Raw genomic sequence first — 17,045 nt, 5'->3', positions numbered from 1 at the left:
GGAAATGGATAGCGTCCGCGAGGGGGAAATGGATAGCGTCCGCGACCGGGTGGTGCAGACCGGAACGACCTCGGCTATTGACCGGAGCGACCGTGACAGTCGCGGCCAGTGATCGCGTCCTTCGACCGGAACCGGCAACCACAGGCCGTACAGCGGACGAACGGCTCACCGGGCTCCGTTTCGAGTCGGTGGTCGCCGACGACGAAGGGGCGCGTCACGGTACGGGGACGGATCCGGTCGGGGATCGGCGTCGAGGCAGATTCGCTTAGCGCCGTTCGCACGGCGATGGTGTCGACGTCGACGGGGTCCCAGCGGGGGGCTTCGAGGGCCGCCTCGCGGTTGGCCACCTCGGTCCAGCCGGTGACGACAACCGGGGAGTTCGTCTCGGTGTCGCTCACCACGACGACGAACCGGATCCCGCCGTCGACGAGGGCGAAGCGCCAGCCGTCTGTCCGGTTCCAGCGGAGCTGTCCGTGACGGATCGCGTTGCTGACGGTCCGGGTCGAGACGTATCGTCCGGGCTGTTCCAACCGCTCGCGGAAGTGATCGGTGAGGGCGTAAAGCCCGGGATCGCGGACAGGGGGATCCTCGGCCGTTCGGCGGGTCGAGGAGCGTTTCCCTGCTGTCGGAGACCGGCTTCGGGGGGCGTCGGGGTCGGTCCCGTGCGGGAGAGAGTCCGATCTCGTCGCGGACCGTTGACGAGACTCTGCCGGCGCAGTCGTGGATGCGGTCCGACGCTCCGTCGATCCGGGGCGAGATGACTCCGTGTCCCCCGGCCCGCCCTGTCGGGATGCCACTAGGTGTTGGTACAGAGCGGTCTCTTAAGTGTGTTACGGCGACACAGGGGTGCGGTCAGGCGGTCCCGTGACTAGCGTTATAAGCGTTTCTCGCGGCCGAAACTCTCCGTTTCCTCACTCGTGACCGGGCTCTCTAGGGTCTCACTCGTGACCGGAGACGCGGACCGCCTCGTACGGCTCCTCCAGCCACTCCACGTCCGAGTCCGAGAGATCGACGTCGAGCGCCTCGACGGCGTCTTCGAGGTGCTCGACGCTGGAGGTGCCGACGATAGGCGCGTCGACGACTTCCTTGCCGGCCACCCAGCGGAGCGCGATCTGGGCCATCTTCACGTCCTTCTCGTCGGCCAACTCTTCGATCCGGCGGTTGATCTCCTCGCCGCCGCCCTCGCGGTACGGACGCCCGAGCGCCGTCTCGTGTTCCCCGCGGGTCGTCGCGTCGTCCTGCTCGTAGGGGCGCGTGAGGTACCCCGCGCCGAGCGGGCTCCACGGGAGCATCCCGATTCCCTCCCGCTGACAGAGGGGAACCATCTCGCGCTCTTCCTCGCGGTACGCGAGGTTGTAGAGGTTCTGCATGGTGACGAACCGCTCGTATCCCTCCCGGTCGCTCGTGTGCAGCGCCTCGGCGAACTGGTGGGCCCACATCGAGGAGGCGCCGAGGTACCGTACCTTCCCGCGCCGCACGGCGTCGTCGAGCGCGGACAGCGTCTCCTCGATCGGCGTGTCGTAGTCCCACCGGTGGATCTGATACAGGTCGACCGTGTCCATCCCGAGCCGATCGAGGCTGTTCTCCAGCTCCTGTTCGATCGCCTTCCGCGAGAGCCCGCCCGAGTTCGGGTTCGACTCGTCCATCTCGCCGTACACCTTGGTGGCGACGGTGAACCGGTCGCGGTCGTACTCGGCGAGCACGTCGCCGAGGATCGCCTCGCTCTCGCCGTTCGAGTAGACGTTCGCGGTGTCGAAGAACGTGATACCCAGATCGATCGCGCGCTCGATCAGCTCCCGGCCCTCCTCCTCGTCGAGCATCCACTCGTGTTCGCTCCCGAAGCTCATACAGCCGAGGGCGAGTCGGCTGACGGTCGCGCCCGTATCGCCCAGCGTCGTGTACTCCATACGGGTCGGGGAGCCTCGGGACTTAAAAAATCACAGCGCCGGCGGTCCACCTCGACGGTGCCATTTGCTTATAGCGCTGGGGGTTCGTCGCGGCCGATGACTATCTCCTGGCCCTCGACGTCTTCGAGGGCGGCGACGCGGCCGCCGATGGCGATCCGACCGGTCGCGGTCTCGACGGTCAGCGACGCCACCTCTTCGGTGTCCTCGAACGCGAGGTCGACGACGCGCCCCTGCACCGTCACCGAGTCGCCCGTCTCGATGTCGCGCCCCTCGACAGTCGCGTAGAACGTCTCGCCCTCGAACTCGCGAATGTCCTTGACTGCGCGACGGATCGAGGCGTAGCGGCGCGGGAACGGTCGGGCGTCCCCGTCGGCGGCGAGCGTCTCGGCGGTCGTCCACAACACGGTGCCGAAGAAGCCGGAGACGAGGAACCCGAGCGCGGAGCGGTTGAAGATGACGCCGTACCGCTCGCGGTCGTCGCGGAGCGCGTCCTGCGTGGCGTACACCGAGTACTCGCCGTCGCCGACGGCGAGGATCGGCGTGGTGATCCCCCGGCGCGCGCGGGCGATGGTCGAGACCTCCAGGTAATCGAACTCATCCGGGTTCGGCGCCCGAGACGCCGGCGTGACGAGGAGTTCGACGCTGACACCCGCTTGGACCTTCGCCGCGAGTTCGTCTCGGAAGCGGCGGAGCAGGCCCGGCGTGAGCGAGAGCGCCAGCTCGTACTCGGCGCCCGCGATGACTTCTTCGAGGTACCGGAGGATCGTCGACCGCGATTTCACCAGCGACACCGCCTCAGTCTCGCGGGTAGGTGCGGTGTAGCGGGCTTCCAGCTCGTCGACCATCTCCGTGAACGACGACTGGAGGTCACCGAACGCGTCGTCCGGATCGACGGCGACGATCTTCATCGGCCGCGATTCGCGGAGCTCGACGAGCCCTCGGTCCGAAAGACTCCGAACGGTGTCGTACACGCGCGGCTGCGGGATATCGGTTCGGTCGGCGATGTCGCTCGCCGTCAACTCACCGTGTTCCAGCACGGCGAGGTACGCATCGATCTCGTACTCGCCGAGGTTGAAGCGGTCCCCGACGCGATCGAGCGTGCCGCGGAGGTCGTCGGTCATGACCGTGACGAGACGGTCCTCCGATATAGGTTTTTACTATGAGTCGAGTTGCACGCGTTTTCGGAGCCGGATCCTACATGTACATCCGATCGTAGGTCCCGTCTGGCTCGCGCTCTTCGATTCGCTCGGCGAGGTCCTCGTAGTGTCGGCGGACGTCGGCCGCAAACGACGCCAGCGGCTCCGAATCGACGCCTAGATCGTACGTCTCGTCGATCGTATCTACGAGCCGCACCGCGGCGTCGGCGTCCGGTGCCTGTGCGTGAACCGGCGTGATGAATACGCCGACGCCAAGCGGAGAGTCGATCCCCTGTTCGAGCAGCGACGCGTTCGTCCCGTCGAGGAACCCCGACTCCATCGGCGGGACTTGCTCGTCATCGAGGCGTCGCTCGCGGTAGTCGTCCGTCGCGACGTAGAAGGTGCGGTGGGCGTCCGGTCCGTGCGGGATCGGAACCCCAGAGAGCACCGCGATCTCCGAGACCTCCGCCGACTCCGTCCAGTCGAGGATCGCCGCCGCGAGCAGCTCGCCGAGGACGGGCGGGACGAACTGCTCAGCCACGAGCACGGTGATGTCGAGGTCGTCCGCGGAGTACAGCCGGATCGGGTGCCGCGGTTGTCCCTTCATGAAGGGCGTGATCGATGGGAGTCCTTCGGCTCGGACGAATCCCGTCTGTTCGAGATCGAGGTTCCTGACGAGGTAGTCGACGGCGGTCAGTCCGGCGAGCCCGAACGACGAGAACCCGGCGACGAGCGTGTCACTCGGGGTGGGATCGTGTGTGACACTGAACGACGGACGATCGCGTGGATGTTCCGACATACTCTCACTTCGCTGGGATGTGTGTTAGTGGTTACCCCAACATGCGTCTTTCCTGCCGAAACGCTTTGCCAAACGTTCGACTCTCGGTCCCGGACACCGCGGCGTCGATCGCCGGCGAACACCGCGCTCTCGGACGCCGGGAGAAACGTTTTTTCGGATGGGGGACAGCGGGTTGGCTATGGCACGGCCCGAGGCCCTCGTCTCGATCGGGGGGCGGCTCACGCGTTTCGCAGACGTACTCGGGGGGATCGCGGGCTCCGCCCTCGGGGGAGTGCTGCTCGTGGGCTTGTCGGTCGCGGTCGGCGTCCTCGTCTCGAAGTTCCTCGTGCGGCTCATCGGCCGACCCGTCGCCCGGCGGGTGTCGAGACAAAGCGTCGCGCAGACGATCGTCAGGGGGGTCCGCGTCGGGACGATCACGCTCTCGCTGCTCGTCGGTCTCTGGGCGATCGGGTTCCGCTTTACCGACCTCCTCGTGGGGACCGCCGTCTTCTCCGCCGTGATCGGGATCATCCTCGCGCCGCTCGTCGGGAACTTCATCAACGGCGTGTTCATCCTCGCGGACCAGCCGTTCGAAATCGGCGACATGATCGAGTTAGAGAACGGGACAACCGGGTTCGTCGAGGACATCACGATCCGGTACACGAAGATATTCACGCTCGACAATACCTTCCTCGTCGTGCCGAACGGGACGATGCGCGAGCGCGACGTGACCAACTACTCCGCCGAGGACGAGCGGACCCGGCGGACGATCGAGGTGCTCGTCACCTACGAGAGCGACGTCTCCGAGGCCCGACGGCTCATCGAGCGGGCGGCCCGCGACTGCGACGCGGTGATCGACGGCGGGCCCGACATCCGGGTCGGGGTCGCGCGCTACGTCGCCAGCCCGGACTGCCGGCTCCACGAGTTCGGGGACGATGGCGTGCTCCTTCGCCTCCGGTACTGGGTGAAGAAGCCGTACAAGCTCGCGAAGGTGCAGTCTGACGTGAACACCCGAATCCGTGAGCGGGTCACGGACGCCGACGTTGAGATGGCGTATCCGCACCGACACCTCGTCTTCGACGACACCTCCGGGATCGCGCGTGTGGGCGGCCCAGAATCGGGTCGTCCGGCAGGCGAGCGCGCCGGCGACAAGCCCGGCTCGGAGGGCCGTGGCGGAAATGGATCTCCGGACGGAGCCGCGGAAGCAACACTGACCGACAGTGAGCCATCGACGGGAGCGGACGCCGCTGCCCAGACCGACCTTAGCGGCGGAGACGAGTCGGGCGATAATCGGTGACTCGGGCGCTTCGGGCGTGTCACCCCGTGGCGCGCGCTTCCAAGGAACCGGAAGCCTGATGGACCGAGGCGCCCGCTTATAAATCAGTGAGCGACGAGCCCTCCGAGGACCCGCCGGAGTCGCCTTCGGAATTCGGCGGTACCGGCCCCGGTTCCGCCGACGATGATGCCGGTGACGGCGGTGGCGACAATGACAGCGGACCGATCGACGAGACGAACAGTGGCGTCGCCGGAGACGCTTCCGACGACCGAGTGTCGGACAAGTCGATCACCGAGGGCAGCCTGATCCGACCGCTGTTCCATCTCGCGTGGCCGATCGTCGTCATCCAACTGTTACAGGTGATGTACAACGTCGTCGACACGCTGTACCTCGGGCGACTGTCGGCCGAGGCGGTCGGCGCGATCAGCCTCGCATTCCCCCTGATCTTCCTGCTCATCGCGGTTGCCGGTGGCTTCACGACCGCGGGCGCGATCCTCGTCGCGCAGTACACCGGCGCCGACGGGGACGGGTCCGCGGGGCTCGTCGCCGGCCAGACTATCTTCAGTGTCGCCGTACTCTCGGTACTCATCGGGGTCGGCGGATACTTCTACACGCGCCCGGCGCTCGAGATCCTGCCGAGCGACCCCGATACGGCGGCGACGGTGATCCCGCTCGCGGCCGATTACATGGAGGTCATCTTCGCCGGCATCCCGCTGATGTTCGGGTTCTTCGTCTTCTCCGCGCTGATGCGCGGGTACGGTGACACTCGAACGCCGATGGCGGTGATGGTCGTCTCGGTGTTCCTGAACGTGCTGCTCGACCCGTTCCTCATCTTCGGGTTTTCGGCGAACCCCTTGTTCGGCTGGCTGGCGGCGGTGCCGCTCGTCGCGGCGCTCGATCCCGTCGGCCTTCAGGAGGCCCTGTTCGCGGCCACCGGGTTCACCGGATTCGGAATTGAGGGTGCCGCAATGGCGACGATATTCTCTCGGGGGGTCGCCACCGCGATCGGCCTCTGGCTGCTGTTCGCCACGGGGCTCGGGCCGGCTGTCTCCCTGAGCCATCTCCGCCCGGATCGCGGGTTCATTGAGGACATCTTCCGGCTGGGGCTTCCCTCCAGCGTCGAGCAGACGACCAGCGCGCTCGCGATGATCACCCTCACGGCGATGGTGGTCACGTTCTCACCCCCGGTAGTAGCTGCCTACGGCCTCGGAAACCGGCTCATCTCGCTCGTCTTCCTCCCCGCGATGGGGCTCGGACGCGCGATCGACACGATGGTGGGACAGAACCTCGGTGCGAACCGGGCAGACCGCGCTGCGCGCTCGGTCAAGCTCGCGGCGTCGACCGGAGCCGGAGTGATGTTCCTCGTCGCGATCGTCGCTGTGACGTTCACGGAGCCGATCGTCGGCGTCTTCCTTGGCGACGTGCCCGACGCGCCCGCGACCATCGCGTCCGCGGTCGAGTACGTGCAGATTCGGTCCGTCGAGTTCGCCTTCATCGGGGTCTCGCAGGTGATCCTCGGGGCGTTCCGCGGGGCCGGCAACACCAAGACCGCGATGATGATCTCGATTCTTACACTCTGGGTCGGACGAGTCGCCAGCGTGGCCTACCTCGTCTTCGTCGCTGGCTGGGGCGAGACGGGGATCTGGGTGGGGATGGCACTCGGGAACATCTTGGGCGCGACCGTCGCCGTTGCGTGGTTCGCGCGCGGGACGTGGACGGAACGATATATCGACGATCCGGCACCGGGCGTGGATCCCGCGGTCGACGACTGAATCTGGATTGGAACCCGGAGGACGAATCGACAGGAGAATCAGTGACGGAACAGGTGAACTGCGCCCTCGTCACGGAGGAGACAGAGGCGCGCGCCGTCATTCTCTGGGAACGTGGTTCCCGTCTCTCGAGTGGTGAACAGCCGGTCGAACGGGGCGTCACACACCGGACAGGCCACGTCCTTTCGGTTCTCCCAAAGACTCGTCGCACCCGTATCCTTGAGCTGTTTCAGCGCGTGGCGGTGGTCGTGCACGTCGAAACAGGGCATGCATCGAGATTTGCGGGCCGGCAGTTGAACGTGACTCCGCGAGTATCAGCGGTGATTCCGACGAGATGTCAGTGATGGTTAGTCTCAGTATCTGAGGTATCTGAGAGACGATCGCGAGCGCGGTTAAGCGCGGTCTTGTCGCCGGTTCTAACGTACTCGCCGAGAGAGTTCGCGGCGTCGACGAGGGCATCGGCATCGTGCGGGGGGACGTCACCCGTGAGCGCTTCGACGCGTTTTGTCCGATCGCGAAGGCGTTCGAGGAGCGCCCGAGCGGGGTCGATCCGGGCGAGTAGATCGTCACCGGTGACGGAGACGGACGCGGTTTCGCTCTCGCCGACCGCCTCGACCGTATCGACCCCAGCAAGCTCGTCGAGGAACGCGAGGAGATCGGTCCGGTACTCGTCGACCGCTCGGACCGCCGCCATCCCGCGCGCCTCGCGGAGGGAGTCGGGGACCGCCTTGGTCGCGGGACGGTCGCCGTCGTCGGCGCCGGCGAGCAGCGCGAGGAGGTACTCTCGGTCGCGATCAGTGGGGTCGCGCAGCCGGTCGTACAGATCGACCGCCTCCAGCAGCTCGCGGGCGGCGAGGTATGTGTCGTCAAGCGGAAGCAGTTCGCCGCCGCGGATGAACCCTCGCCTGCGGGCGTACTCGCGGAGGTCGTCCTTGAGGTCGTCGACGCCCTCCTCGGGAAGCGTTCCGCGTGCGTCGCCGAACCGGGCGCGGTGCGCGCTGAGGTCGAGAGTCGCCGGTGCGTCGGTGTGAGCGGTCCTGTCGTCGACGCCGACACTTCTGAGCGATCCACAGTCGGGACACTCGACGGATCCCGTCTTATAGTACGACCAGCGCACGCCGCACTCTCGGCACTCCCGTTCGCCGCGGACCTTCATGCGAGCCCTTCGTCGCGTTCGGCGTAAAGGGCTGTGGGTCGTGCCGGATAGAAGATCTGGTCGGGGAGAACGATCGGTAAAACGATCGGGAGAACGATCCGTAGGCCGATCGATCACCTTGACACAGTATATATGGGTTCGCGGTGAATCGGGAGCTATGAGTTGGCACGCCGTCGACGCGGTAGACGACGCCGTCGAGGCCACTCGTCGATTCCTGTTCCCGTTTAGCCTGGTTCGCTGGGCAAAGCTCGCTTTCCTCGTCCTCCTGATGGGCGGAAGCGCGAACGCCGGCGTGTCGATTCCCGCCGCTCCCGACGCCCGAATTGCGGGATTCGCGGGGGTCTCTGAGGTCTGGGAATCTGATACGGGAGCGATGACTCCGTCTGAGGCCGTCGACGCCGTCGTTTCGGACCTCGTCCCCGGTATGCCGGCCGATCGGCTGATCGTCGCCGTCGCGATCGCGACCGTCGTCGCCGCGGTCGCGTTCTCGGTGGTCTCGCTGTCGCTTCGGCTGGTCTTTTACGACGCGCTCCGGACGAACGAGGTCCGGCTGTGGCGGCCGTTCCTCGGTCACCTCCGGCAGGCGGCCGGGCTGTTCGTCGCCTCCGCGGCCCTCTGGTCGATCGCCGTCGGACCGATCGCGTTGGCCGCGCTCGTCGGCGTCGCGGCAGAGGCGCCGCTCGGATGGGAACCGATCGACTCGTTGGCGGCGGCGGTCGGATCGCTTTCGCTCGGCCCCGCAATCGTCGTAGGGCTCCTCGGGAGCGCGGTCGTCCTGTTCGCGACGCTCGCGCTCCGGCTCACCTACGAGTTCGTTGTCCCGGCGATGATCGTCGAGGATATCGGCGTGCTCGCTGGCTGGCGCCGGACCTGGGACGCGGTGAGCGGAGAGTGGCCGCAGGTACTCGTCTACCTCGCGGTTCACTTCTTCGTCCGTCTCGGAACCGCGATCGTCGAGGGGATCGCGTTCGTGATCGCCGGCTCGGCCGTCGCCGGGATCGCCGGGATCGCACTTCTACTTGCGGCCGTTCTCCTCGGTGGTCTCGGCGCGTTAGTGAGCACGACCGCCGGAACTGTGACGGTTGTGTTGGTCGTGCTCGTCGCCGTGGTAACGCTGCTGGCGGTGACGCTCCCCATCAGCCTCGTTACCAGGTCGTACCTGATTTCGTACGAAGTCGCCACGCTCGGCGGGATTGATTCGGGATTAGCGCTGCTGCATCCGGATATCCATCCGAAATTCACCGACCGCGATTGATTCTCGCTCCGATTTCATCCGGCCGCGACAGATCCGGCCGCCGAAAGAATCCTCGGGAGTTACCTAGGATCGTTGAATGTCGAATCAGTATTCGACGGGTTCACATACCTTTTTACTCCGTTACCGAATTGGAGGAGACATGGGACTAGACGACGACGCGAGAGAGTATCACCGACGGGAGCCGCCGGGGAAGATCGCGATCGAGACCACGAAGCCGACGAACACCCAGCGAGACCTCTCGCTCGCGTATTCACCCGGGGTCGCGGCGCCGTGTCGCGACATCGCCGCAGAGCCAGAATCGGTGTTCGAGTACACGGCGAAGGGAAACCTCGTCGCGGTCGTCTCGAACGGGTCTGCCGTCCTCGGTCTCGGCGACATCGGCGCGTCGGCGTCGAAGCCCGTCATGGAGGGGAAGGGTGTGCTGTTCAAGCGCTTCGCCGACATCGACGTGTTCGACATCGAGCTCGATATCGAGGAGGTCGACCCGTTCTGTGAGGCGGTGAAGGCGATGGAACCGACCTTCGGCGGCGTAAACCTCGAGGACATCAAGGCGCCCGAGTGCTTCAAGATCGAGGAGCGACTCCGCGAGGAGATGGACGTACCCGTGTTCCACGACGACCAGCACGGGACCGCAATTATCTCCGGCGCGGCGCTGATGAACGCGACGGAGATCTCCGGGAAGGACCTCTCCGAGATCGACATCGTGTTCTCGGGTGCGGGCGCGTCCGCGATCGCGTCGGCCCGGTTCTACGTCTCCCTCGGTGCAAAGAAGGAGAACATCACGATGTGCGACTCCTCCGGCATCATCACCGAGGAACGCGTCGAGAACGGTGGGGTCAACGAGTACAAGAGTCAGTTCGCCAGCGACGTGGAGGGGGGTGACCTCGCCGACGCGATGGAGGACGCAGACGTGTTTGTCGGGCTCTCCGTCGGCGGAATCGTCTCGCAGGAGATGGTCCGATCGATGGCGTCGGATCCGATCATCTTCGCGATGGCGAACCCCGATCCGGAGATCACCTACGAGGACGCGAAAGACGCCCGCGACGACACGGTGATCATGGCGACGGGCCGGTCCGACTACCCGAACATGGTGAACAACGTGCTCGGGTTCCCGTTCCTGTTCCGCGGGGCGCTCGACGTGCGCGCGACGGAGATTAACGAGGAGATGAAGCGGGCCGCCGCGGAGGCGCTCGCGGAGCTGGCTCGCAAGGACGTACCGGACGCTGTCGTGAAAGCGTACGGCGACGATCCGCTCCAGTTCGGGGCGGACTACGTAATCCCGAAGCCCCTCGACCCGCGCGTGCTCTTCGAGGTCGCTCCGAGCGTCGCGAAGGCGGCGATGGATTCTGAGTCGGCACGGACCGAGATCGATCTCGAACAGTACCGAGAGCGGCTGGAGGCACGCCTCGGAAAGTCCCGCGAGATGATGCGGGTCGTGTTGAACAAGGCGAAAAGCGACCCGAAGCGCATCGCGCTCGCGGAGGGGACGGACGAGAAGATGATCCGCGCGGCCTACCAGCTCTCCGAGCAGGGGATCGCCGAGCCGGTCCTGCTCGGAGACGCCGATGAGATCGCCCGGACCGCCGATCGACTCGGGCTCTCGTTCCAACCGGAGATAGTCGACCCGGAAAACCGTGATGTGTCGGCGTACGGCGATCAGCTTTACCAACTTCGCAAACGGAAGGGTATCACCAGCCGGGAGGCGAACGAACTGGTCCGGAGAGACACGAACTACCTCGGGAGCGTCATGGTGAAGTCGGGAGACGTCGACGCGATGCTCACGGGACTCACCCACCACTACCCGTCGGCGCTCCGACCGCCGTTACAGGTCGTTGGCTCCGCGGCTGACACCGACACCGTCGCCGGTGTCTACATGCTCACGTTCAAGAATCGGGTCATTTTCTGTGCCGACACGACGGTGAATCAGGATCCCGACGCGGAGACGCTCGCGGAGGTTACTCGCCACACGGCCGAACTCGCCCGCCGATTTAACGTCGAGCCGCGCGCGGCGATGCTCTCGTACTCCAACTTCGGCAGCGTCGACAACGTGGGAACTCGAAAACCGCGCGAAGCCGTCGATATCCTTCACAATGACGCGGATGTCGACTTCCCCGTCGACGGTGAGATGCAGGCCGACACCGCAGTCGTCGACGACATCCTCAACGACACCTACGAGTTCTCAGAGCTCGACGAGGCCGCGAACGTGCTCGTGTTCCCGAATCTCGAAGCTGGGAACATCGGCTACAAGCTGCTCCAGCGGCTCGGTGGCGCAGAGGCCATTGGTCCGATGCTGGTCGGAATGGACGAGCCCGTCCACGTGCTTCAGCGAGGCGATGAGGTAAAAGATATCGTCAACTTGGCCAGCGTTGCTGTCGTTGATGCACAGGAGTAGCCAGGTAGGGTAGGCTAGGGTAGGTAGGATAGGGTAGGTGGGGTAGGTGGGGTAGGTGGGGTAGGTGGGGTAGGTGGGGTAAACAGACTCACGGTACCTCGCGGCTCGTCGATCGATTTTTTGCATCTCGTGCGGTTATCTGTCGACAGCTGCCTGTTTGTCGACAGCTGCCTGTTGACGGTTGTAGGCGACAGTTGTGAATGACCGTTGGTGACTTGTTCGAGAGTTATCTGTTTGAGAGACACACCATGTTTCCGGTGAAATGGGGTTAGTGGATGGTGGGCGTCTAGTGGTGGCGGGCTGTGGTGGGCTGTGGTGGTAGATTCCGATTTTAGATATCGGACTCGTCGCCTCAATCTCTGTTATATCATAGAAAGAATTATAAACAGGTTTTGAGTATAGTCCGTCAAGCCAAGAAATAAGATAATTAGGAGCCGAAGGCTAGTCTTTCACCGGAAATTCGGTCTCCCGTTTCGGGTTCGTATCTCGTATCTGTATTCTTCGTTCTCTACACTCCTTTGTATTTCTCCACTTTCTCGTGTATTATGCGCTAATTGGCGTCTTGTGCTCTATCGTATACGCGTCTCCTGATACTGTGGTGTTTGTACCCCCCGATTTGTTCTCTCTGCGCCATCCGTTTTATTGGTGGTCGATTTGGAGCAGTGACACCGGGTTTCCGGTGAATTTGGCTGTCGAGTCTTCCCCGGCCCGTTTTATATTTTCCCATCGATCCTCCCTCCCCACCCCATTCGCCCTATTTCACCGGAAACACGGTGTGTGTCTCAAACGCCGTTTCGTCACGGTCGAAGCGGAACGCATTTCACCGGAAACCCGGTGTCGATCCTATGGACGCAGCGGACGACCTCTTCACTAGGGAGGACCCGATCTTCGCGAACAAGGAACTCCTCGAGATCAGCCATCTCCCCGGAGAGGGTCGGATCGTCGGCCGCGACGACGAGATCGCCGACCTTGCGACGGCGGTCAATCCGGCGATTTTCGGTCAGAGCCCGAGTAACGTTCTGATCTACGGAAAGACGGGAACCGGGAAGTCGCTCTGCGCAAAGTACGTCTCAAAGCGCCTCGTTTCAACCGCGGGCGAGGAAGGCGTCAACGCGACGTTCGCGTACGTCGACTGCGCACAGGACACGACCGAGACACAGGCCGTTCAGACAATCGCCGACGCGGTGAACGATCCGGACGCCACCGGGATCAACGTCCCGGATAAGGGTCTCTCCACCTCGACGTATTACAAGCGGCTCTGGCGGATCCTCGATCAGCGCTACGACGTTGTCCTCATTATCCTCGACGAGATCGACAAACTCGACGACGACGCGATCTTGATGCAGCTTTCGCGAGCCGGCGAGGCCGGCAAGATCACCGACTGCAAGCTTGGAGTCGTGGGTATCAGCAACAAGATCCAGTACAAGGACCGCATGGACGAACGAGTCAAATCGAGTCTCTGTGAGCGCGAGTTTGTGTTCCCTCCGTACGATGCCAACCAACTCCGTGAAATTATGCAGGCGCGCGCGGACGCGTTTCACGACGATGTCCTCGAACCGTCGACGATCCCGCGCGCTGCCGCGCTCGCCGCGCGCGAACACGGTGACGCGCGCAAGGCCATTGACATCCTTCGGTACGCAGGTGAGATCGCACAGAGTAACGGCGAACCGACGGTTAAAGAGAAGTTCGTTACACAGGCACGCGAGCGCGCGGAGACCGACCGATTCCGTGAACTCATCCGCGGCTCGACGCCGCACTCTCGATACGTCCTTCAGGCGCTCGCGCTGCTCTCGCTTTCGAGCGGTCGTCAGGATGGGTTCCGAACCAGCCGCGTGTACGAAATATACGAAAACATCTGCCGACAGGAGGGCTCTGACAGCCTCTCTCTCCGTCGAGTCCGTGACCTTCTCAAGGAGCACGCTTTCCTCGACATTATCGAACAGTCGAAACACAGCGGGGGAAGCGCGGAAGGGAGCTACACAAAACACCAGCTGTTGGAGGACCCGAGCGTTGTCAAAGAAGTACTGACAGAAGACGCCTCCCAGTAACTGGTTGAAAAGCACTCGCAACTGTATCGAATCGATTCGGCCCGATCGCCGGTTCAACCGCCTGTGGTCCGTCGCCCTTCACCCTTTGCCCTTCGTTCAACCACAATTCGATCGCGATCCGATCGTGCTTCGCTATCCTAGTAGGCCGAGCCCTTCGATCCGTTCGACGATCTCCTCTACGGCTTCTTCCGCGTCGTCGGTCCGCTTCCCACCGGTGATGACGATCTTCCCACTCCCAAACAGGAGAATCACGACTTCCGGTTCGTCCATCCGGTACACGAGACCCGGGAACTGCTCCGGCTCGTACTCGACGTCTTCGAGTCCAAGCCCGATCGCGAGCGCGTTGAGGTTAAGGTTGTGCCCGAGGTCGGCGCTCGAGACGATGTTCTGAACGGTGATTTCCGGGTCCTCTTCGACGGGAATCTGCAGTCCGCGGAGTTTCTCGAAGATGATCCCGAGCGCCTCGTGAACGTCATCGATGCTTTTCGCACCCGTGCAGACGATCTTCCCTGACCGGAAAATGAGCGCGGCCGCCTTCGGTTCCTGGGTCCGGTAGACGAGCCCCGGGAAGTTGTCGGGGTTGAAATCAGCGCCCGGAAGGTCCTCGGCGAGCGCCTCCAAATCGAGCTCTTGGCCGATCCCCGTCGATGCAACTACGTTCTGGATCTCGATCGAATCTGCAGGGTTCGTCATCGTTCGCTTTTATATGTGTCCCCCTCCCTTATAAACGCCCGTGGTATAAACGACCTCTCGATCGTTGGCCGCGCAGTGTCTCTCTGCAAACGCACACCCAACCGACAATCGAGAAGTATCACCTACAGATAGGGCCGGTGAACCGACCACGGTCTCGGTTTGATACGCGCGGCGATCCTGCCGAAGACTATGATAGTATTTTGATAATTCTCGAGGTTTTCGGATCGGCGGTCAAACCGTCCGGGGGGTCTTCTATCTGTTTCGTGTGTCGAAAATTCGGCCTCCTCGTGCGAACTGATCTCAATGAAAACGCATGACGTGGAGACGATAGTTCGACGGGGTTAAGTACAACCCGGCATTCGTGTTGAATGCGAAGGTCCCTCGTCGTGGGGGACAACGGCCGACCGCTCTGCGGTCGGTCGAAGCGTTCCGACGTGCTTAAGTGTATAAGTCCGTTCGGTTAAAACGCGAAGAACGCACCGCGGACTCGGGACGTTCAATTCGTCCCGGTTTCGCAGAGTCGATTTACTCGACTCACCCGAATGAGGATTTCGCCCCCTGCGCTCCGGCGTAAGAGGAAATCTGATGTGAGCCGTGGTAGTTCGGTGTCATCCAGGTCGCTGGGTGAACTGGACACCACATAGACCATGCAATGGTGTTTTGACTTATCGCAAGTCAAAACCCGCCAACACCCCTCTGAGCCGGGAATCAGGCTCGGAGGTTATACATTCCGGTTGATCCTGCCGGAGGCCATTGCTATTGGGATTCGATTTAGCCATGCTAGTCGCACGAGTTCAGACTCGTGGCGAATAGCTCAGTAACACGTGGCCAAACTACCCTTCGGAGCACGATACCCTCGGGAAACTGAGGTTAATAGTGCATACCACAATCCACCTGGAATGAGGATTGTGCCAAAAGCTCCGGCGCCGAAGGATGTGGCTGCGGCCGATTAGGTAGACGGTGGGGTAACGGCCCACCGTGCCAATAATCGGTACGGGTCATGAGAGTGAGAACCTGGAGACGGAATCTGAGACAATATTCCGGGCCCTACGGGGCGCAGCAGGCGCGAAACCTTTACACTGCACGCCAGTGCGATAAGGGAATCCCAAGTGCGTAGGCATAGAGCCTACGCTTTTGTACACCGTAGGGAGGTGTACGAATAAGGGCTGGGCAAGACCGGTGCCAGCCGCCGCGGTAATACCGGCAGCCCGAGTGATGGCCGATCTTATTGGGCCTAAAGCGTCCGTAGCTGGCCGCGCAAGTCTATCGGAAAATCCACCCGCTCAACGGGTGGGCGTCCGGTAGAAACTGCGTGGCTTGGGACCGGAAGGCGCGACGGGTACGTCCGGGGTAGGAGTGAAATCCTGTAATCCTGGACGGACCACCGATGGCGAAAGCACGTCGCGAGGACGGATCCGACAGTGAGGGACGAAAGCCAGGGTCTCGAACCGGATTAGATACCCGGGTAGTCCTGGCCGTAAACAATGTCTGTTAGGTGTGGCTCCCACTACGAGTGGGTGCTGTGCCGTAGGGAAGCCGCTAAACAGACCGCCTGGGAAGTACGTCCGCAAGGATGAAACTTAAAGGAATTGGCGGGGGAGCACTACAACCGGAGGAGCCTGCGGTTTAATTGGACTCAACGCCGGACATCTCACCAGCGTCGACTGTAATAATGACGATCAGGTTGATGACCTTATCCGAGTTTCAGAGAGGAGGTGCATGGCCGCCGTCAGCTCGTACCGTGAGGCGTCCTGTTAAGTCAGGCAACGAGCGAGACCCGCATCCTTACTTGCCAGCAGCACTGCGAAGTGGCTGGGGACAGTAGGGAGACCGCCGTGGCCAACACGGAGGAAGGAACGGGCAACGGTAGGTCAGTATGCCCCGAATGCGCTGGGCAACACGCGGGCTACAATGGTCGAGACAAAGGGTTCCAACTCCGAAAGGAGACGGTAATCTCAGAAACTCGATCGTAGTTCGGATTGTGGGCTGCAACTCGCCCACATGAAGCTGGATTCGGTAGTAATCGCGTGTCATAAGCGCGCGGTGAATACGTCCCTGCTCCTTGCACACACCGCCCGTCAAAGCACCCGAGTGAGGTCCGGATGAGGCTCGTTACACGAGTCGAATCTGGGCTTCGCAAGGGGGCTTAAGTCGTAACAAGGTAGCCGTAGGGGAATCTGCGGCTGGATCACCTCCACCGACCCGAGACTCGCCTTCTGGGCGAGCTCACCTTTCGACCGTCACCAGACGGTCACTATTCATGCATGGTCTGTGTCCGACTATCCGCCGGCCTGGACACCGACGAACTACCACGGTTCACACAAACGGAGATACATCCTTCCCGCGTGGGAAGGTGGGCTCATAGCTCAGCGGTAGAGTGCCTCCTTTGCAAGGAGGATGCCCTGGGTTCGAATCCCAGTGAGTCCATGTCAGCCTCGGTCCGAATCCGTCCCCTTAAGTGGGAGACGCGACTCGGATCGAGTAGACGACGACCGATGCACCATCCCGGGAAACCGCGGATGGGAAGGGTTCGATGGACACGCTCCTGCCTGGACGTGATCCAATGACGACCGTGTATACGTGCGATCCAGACGTCCACTGAACTCATACGAGTTCGTGGAACGTCAGTGAACCA

At 63.0% G+C, this 17,045-nt stretch carries 12 protein-coding genes, 1 tRNA gene and 1 rRNA gene; 7 read left to right on the top strand and 7 right to left on the bottom strand.

Annotated features, from left to right (window positions below; genetic code table 11):
- Nucleotides 1–74 precede the first annotated feature (74 nt).
- From HLAC_RS07605 to HLAC_RS07590, 4 genes are all read right to left on the bottom strand, one after another.
- Nucleotides 75–797 (bottom strand): hypothetical protein, encoded by a 723-nt coding sequence (locus HLAC_RS07605; protein WP_015910262.1) that lies wholly within the window; start codon nucleotides 795–797, stop codon nucleotides 75–77.
- Nucleotides 798–938: 141 nt separating this feature from the next.
- Entirely contained in the window at nucleotides 939–1,907 is a 969-nt protein-coding gene (locus HLAC_RS07600) for an aldo/keto reductase (RefSeq protein ID WP_015910261.1), read from the bottom strand.
- 68 nt (nucleotides 1,908–1,975) lie between these two features.
- Nucleotides 1,976–3,028 (bottom strand): HTH-type sugar sensing transcriptional regulator TrmB, encoded by a 1,053-nt coding sequence (trmB, locus tag HLAC_RS07595; protein ID WP_015910260.1) that lies wholly within the window; start codon nucleotides 3,026–3,028, stop codon nucleotides 1,976–1,978.
- A gap of 73 nt (nucleotides 3,029–3,101) precedes the next feature.
- The gene (locus tag HLAC_RS07590) at nucleotides 3,102–3,842 is read right to left on the bottom strand and encodes a proteasome assembly chaperone family protein (protein WP_015910259.1); all 741 of its coding nucleotides are present in this window, start codon (nucleotides 3,840–3,842) and stop codon (nucleotides 3,102–3,104) included.
- A 157-nt stretch (nucleotides 3,843–3,999) separates the two neighbouring features.
- On the opposite strand from HLAC_RS07590, the gene HLAC_RS07585 reads away from it, so the two are divergent.
- Together HLAC_RS07585 and HLAC_RS07580 are read left to right on the top strand one after the other, a co-directional pair.
- On the top strand, nucleotides 4,000–5,118 hold the full coding sequence (locus HLAC_RS07585) for a mechanosensitive ion channel family protein (protein ID WP_015910258.1): 1,119 nt from the start codon (nucleotides 4,000–4,002) through the stop codon (nucleotides 5,116–5,118).
- Between the two features lie 86 nt (nucleotides 5,119–5,204).
- Nucleotides 5,205–6,869, top strand: a complete 1,665-nt coding sequence (locus HLAC_RS07580) for an MATE family efflux transporter (RefSeq protein ID WP_015910257.1) — start codon at nucleotides 5,205–5,207, stop codon at nucleotides 6,867–6,869.
- Between the two features lie 38 nt (nucleotides 6,870–6,907).
- Here HLAC_RS07580 and HLAC_RS07575 read toward each other — a convergent pair whose 3' ends face one another.
- On the bottom strand, nucleotides 6,908–7,135 hold the full coding sequence (locus HLAC_RS07575) for a DUF7385 family protein (RefSeq protein WP_015910256.1): 228 nt from the start codon (nucleotides 7,133–7,135) through the stop codon (nucleotides 6,908–6,910).
- Nucleotides 7,136–7,203: 68 nt separating this feature from the next.
- Nucleotides 7,204–8,022: a DUF7117 family protein gene (locus HLAC_RS07570; protein ID WP_015910255.1), complete on the bottom strand. Its 819-nt coding sequence runs from the start codon at nucleotides 8,020–8,022 to the stop codon at nucleotides 7,204–7,206.
- Nucleotides 8,023–8,179: 157 nt separating this feature from the next.
- Between HLAC_RS07570 and HLAC_RS07565 the strand changes: the two genes are divergently transcribed.
- The 3 genes from HLAC_RS07565 (at nucleotide 8,180) to HLAC_RS07555 (ending at nucleotide 13,717) form a co-directional block, all read left to right on the top strand.
- Nucleotides 8,180–9,277: a DUF7544 domain-containing protein gene (locus HLAC_RS07565; protein ID WP_015910254.1), complete on the top strand. Its 1,098-nt coding sequence runs from the start codon at nucleotides 8,180–8,182 to the stop codon at nucleotides 9,275–9,277.
- A 139-nt stretch (nucleotides 9,278–9,416) separates the two neighbouring features.
- Nucleotides 9,417–11,669: an NADP-dependent malic enzyme gene (locus tag HLAC_RS07560; RefSeq protein ID WP_015910253.1), complete on the top strand. Its 2,253-nt coding sequence runs from the start codon at nucleotides 9,417–9,419 to the stop codon at nucleotides 11,667–11,669.
- An 845-nt stretch (nucleotides 11,670–12,514) separates the two neighbouring features.
- Nucleotides 12,515–13,717 carry a Cdc6/Cdc18 family protein gene (locus HLAC_RS07555; protein WP_015910252.1) on the top strand — a complete coding sequence of 401 codons (1,203 nt, stop codon included), beginning with the start codon at nucleotides 12,515–12,517 and terminating at the stop codon, nucleotides 13,715–13,717.
- Between the two features lie 132 nt (nucleotides 13,718–13,849).
- On the opposite strand, the gene HLAC_RS07550 is transcribed toward HLAC_RS07555, so the two are convergent.
- Entirely contained in the window at nucleotides 13,850–14,410 is a 561-nt protein-coding gene (locus HLAC_RS07550; protein WP_015910251.1) for a TATA-box-binding protein, read from the bottom strand.
- A gap of 727 nt (nucleotides 14,411–15,137) precedes the next feature.
- On the opposite strand from HLAC_RS07550, the gene HLAC_RS07545 reads away from it, so the two are divergent.
- Both HLAC_RS07545 and HLAC_RS07540 read left to right on the top strand, forming a co-directional pair.
- Nucleotides 15,138–16,607 (top strand): 16S ribosomal RNA (locus HLAC_RS07545).
- 158 nt (nucleotides 16,608–16,765) lie between these two features.
- A tRNA-Ala gene (locus HLAC_RS07540) sits at nucleotides 16,766–16,837 on the top strand.
- Nucleotides 16,838–17,045: the final 208 nt, after the last annotated feature.

It is taken from the genome of Halorubrum lacusprofundi ATCC 49239 (assembly GCF_000022205.1).
GTDB classification, from domain to species: Archaea; Halobacteriota; Halobacteria; order Halobacteriales; family Haloferacaceae; genus Halorubrum; species Halorubrum lacusprofundi.
Note: the sequence above shows the minus strand (reverse complement) of the source record. Positions and strands in the feature narration are given on the sequence as shown.

Coding starts and splice junctions, on each gene's coding strand:
- HLAC_RS07600 (WP_015910261.1), bottom strand. CDS start 1,907: ATGGAGTACACGACGCTGGGCGATACGGGCGCGACCGTCAGCCGACTC.
- trmB (WP_015910260.1), bottom strand. CDS start 3,028: ATGACCGACGACCTCCGCGGCACGCTCGATCGCGTCGGGGACCGCTTC.
- HLAC_RS07590 (WP_015910259.1), bottom strand. CDS start 3,842: ATGTCGGAACATCCACGCGATCGTCCGTCGTTCAGTGTCACACACGAT.
- HLAC_RS07585 (WP_015910258.1), top strand. CDS start 4,000: ATGGGGGACAGCGGGTTGGCTATGGCACGGCCCGAGGCCCTCGTCTCG.
- HLAC_RS07575 (WP_015910256.1), bottom strand. CDS start 7,135: ATGCCCTGTTTCGACGTGCACGACCACCGCCACGCGCTGAAACAGCTC.
- HLAC_RS07570 (WP_015910255.1), bottom strand. CDS start 8,022: ATGAAGGTCCGCGGCGAACGGGAGTGCCGAGAGTGCGGCGTGCGCTGG.
- HLAC_RS07565 (WP_015910254.1), top strand. CDS start 8,180: ATGAGTTGGCACGCCGTCGACGCGGTAGACGACGCCGTCGAGGCCACT.
- HLAC_RS07560 (WP_015910253.1), top strand. CDS start 9,417: ATGGGACTAGACGACGACGCGAGAGAGTATCACCGACGGGAGCCGCCG.
- HLAC_RS07555 (WP_015910252.1), top strand. CDS start 12,515: ATGGACGCAGCGGACGACCTCTTCACTAGGGAGGACCCGATCTTCGCG.
- HLAC_RS07550 (WP_015910251.1), bottom strand. CDS start 14,410: ATGACGAACCCTGCAGATTCGATCGAGATCCAGAACGTAGTTGCATCG.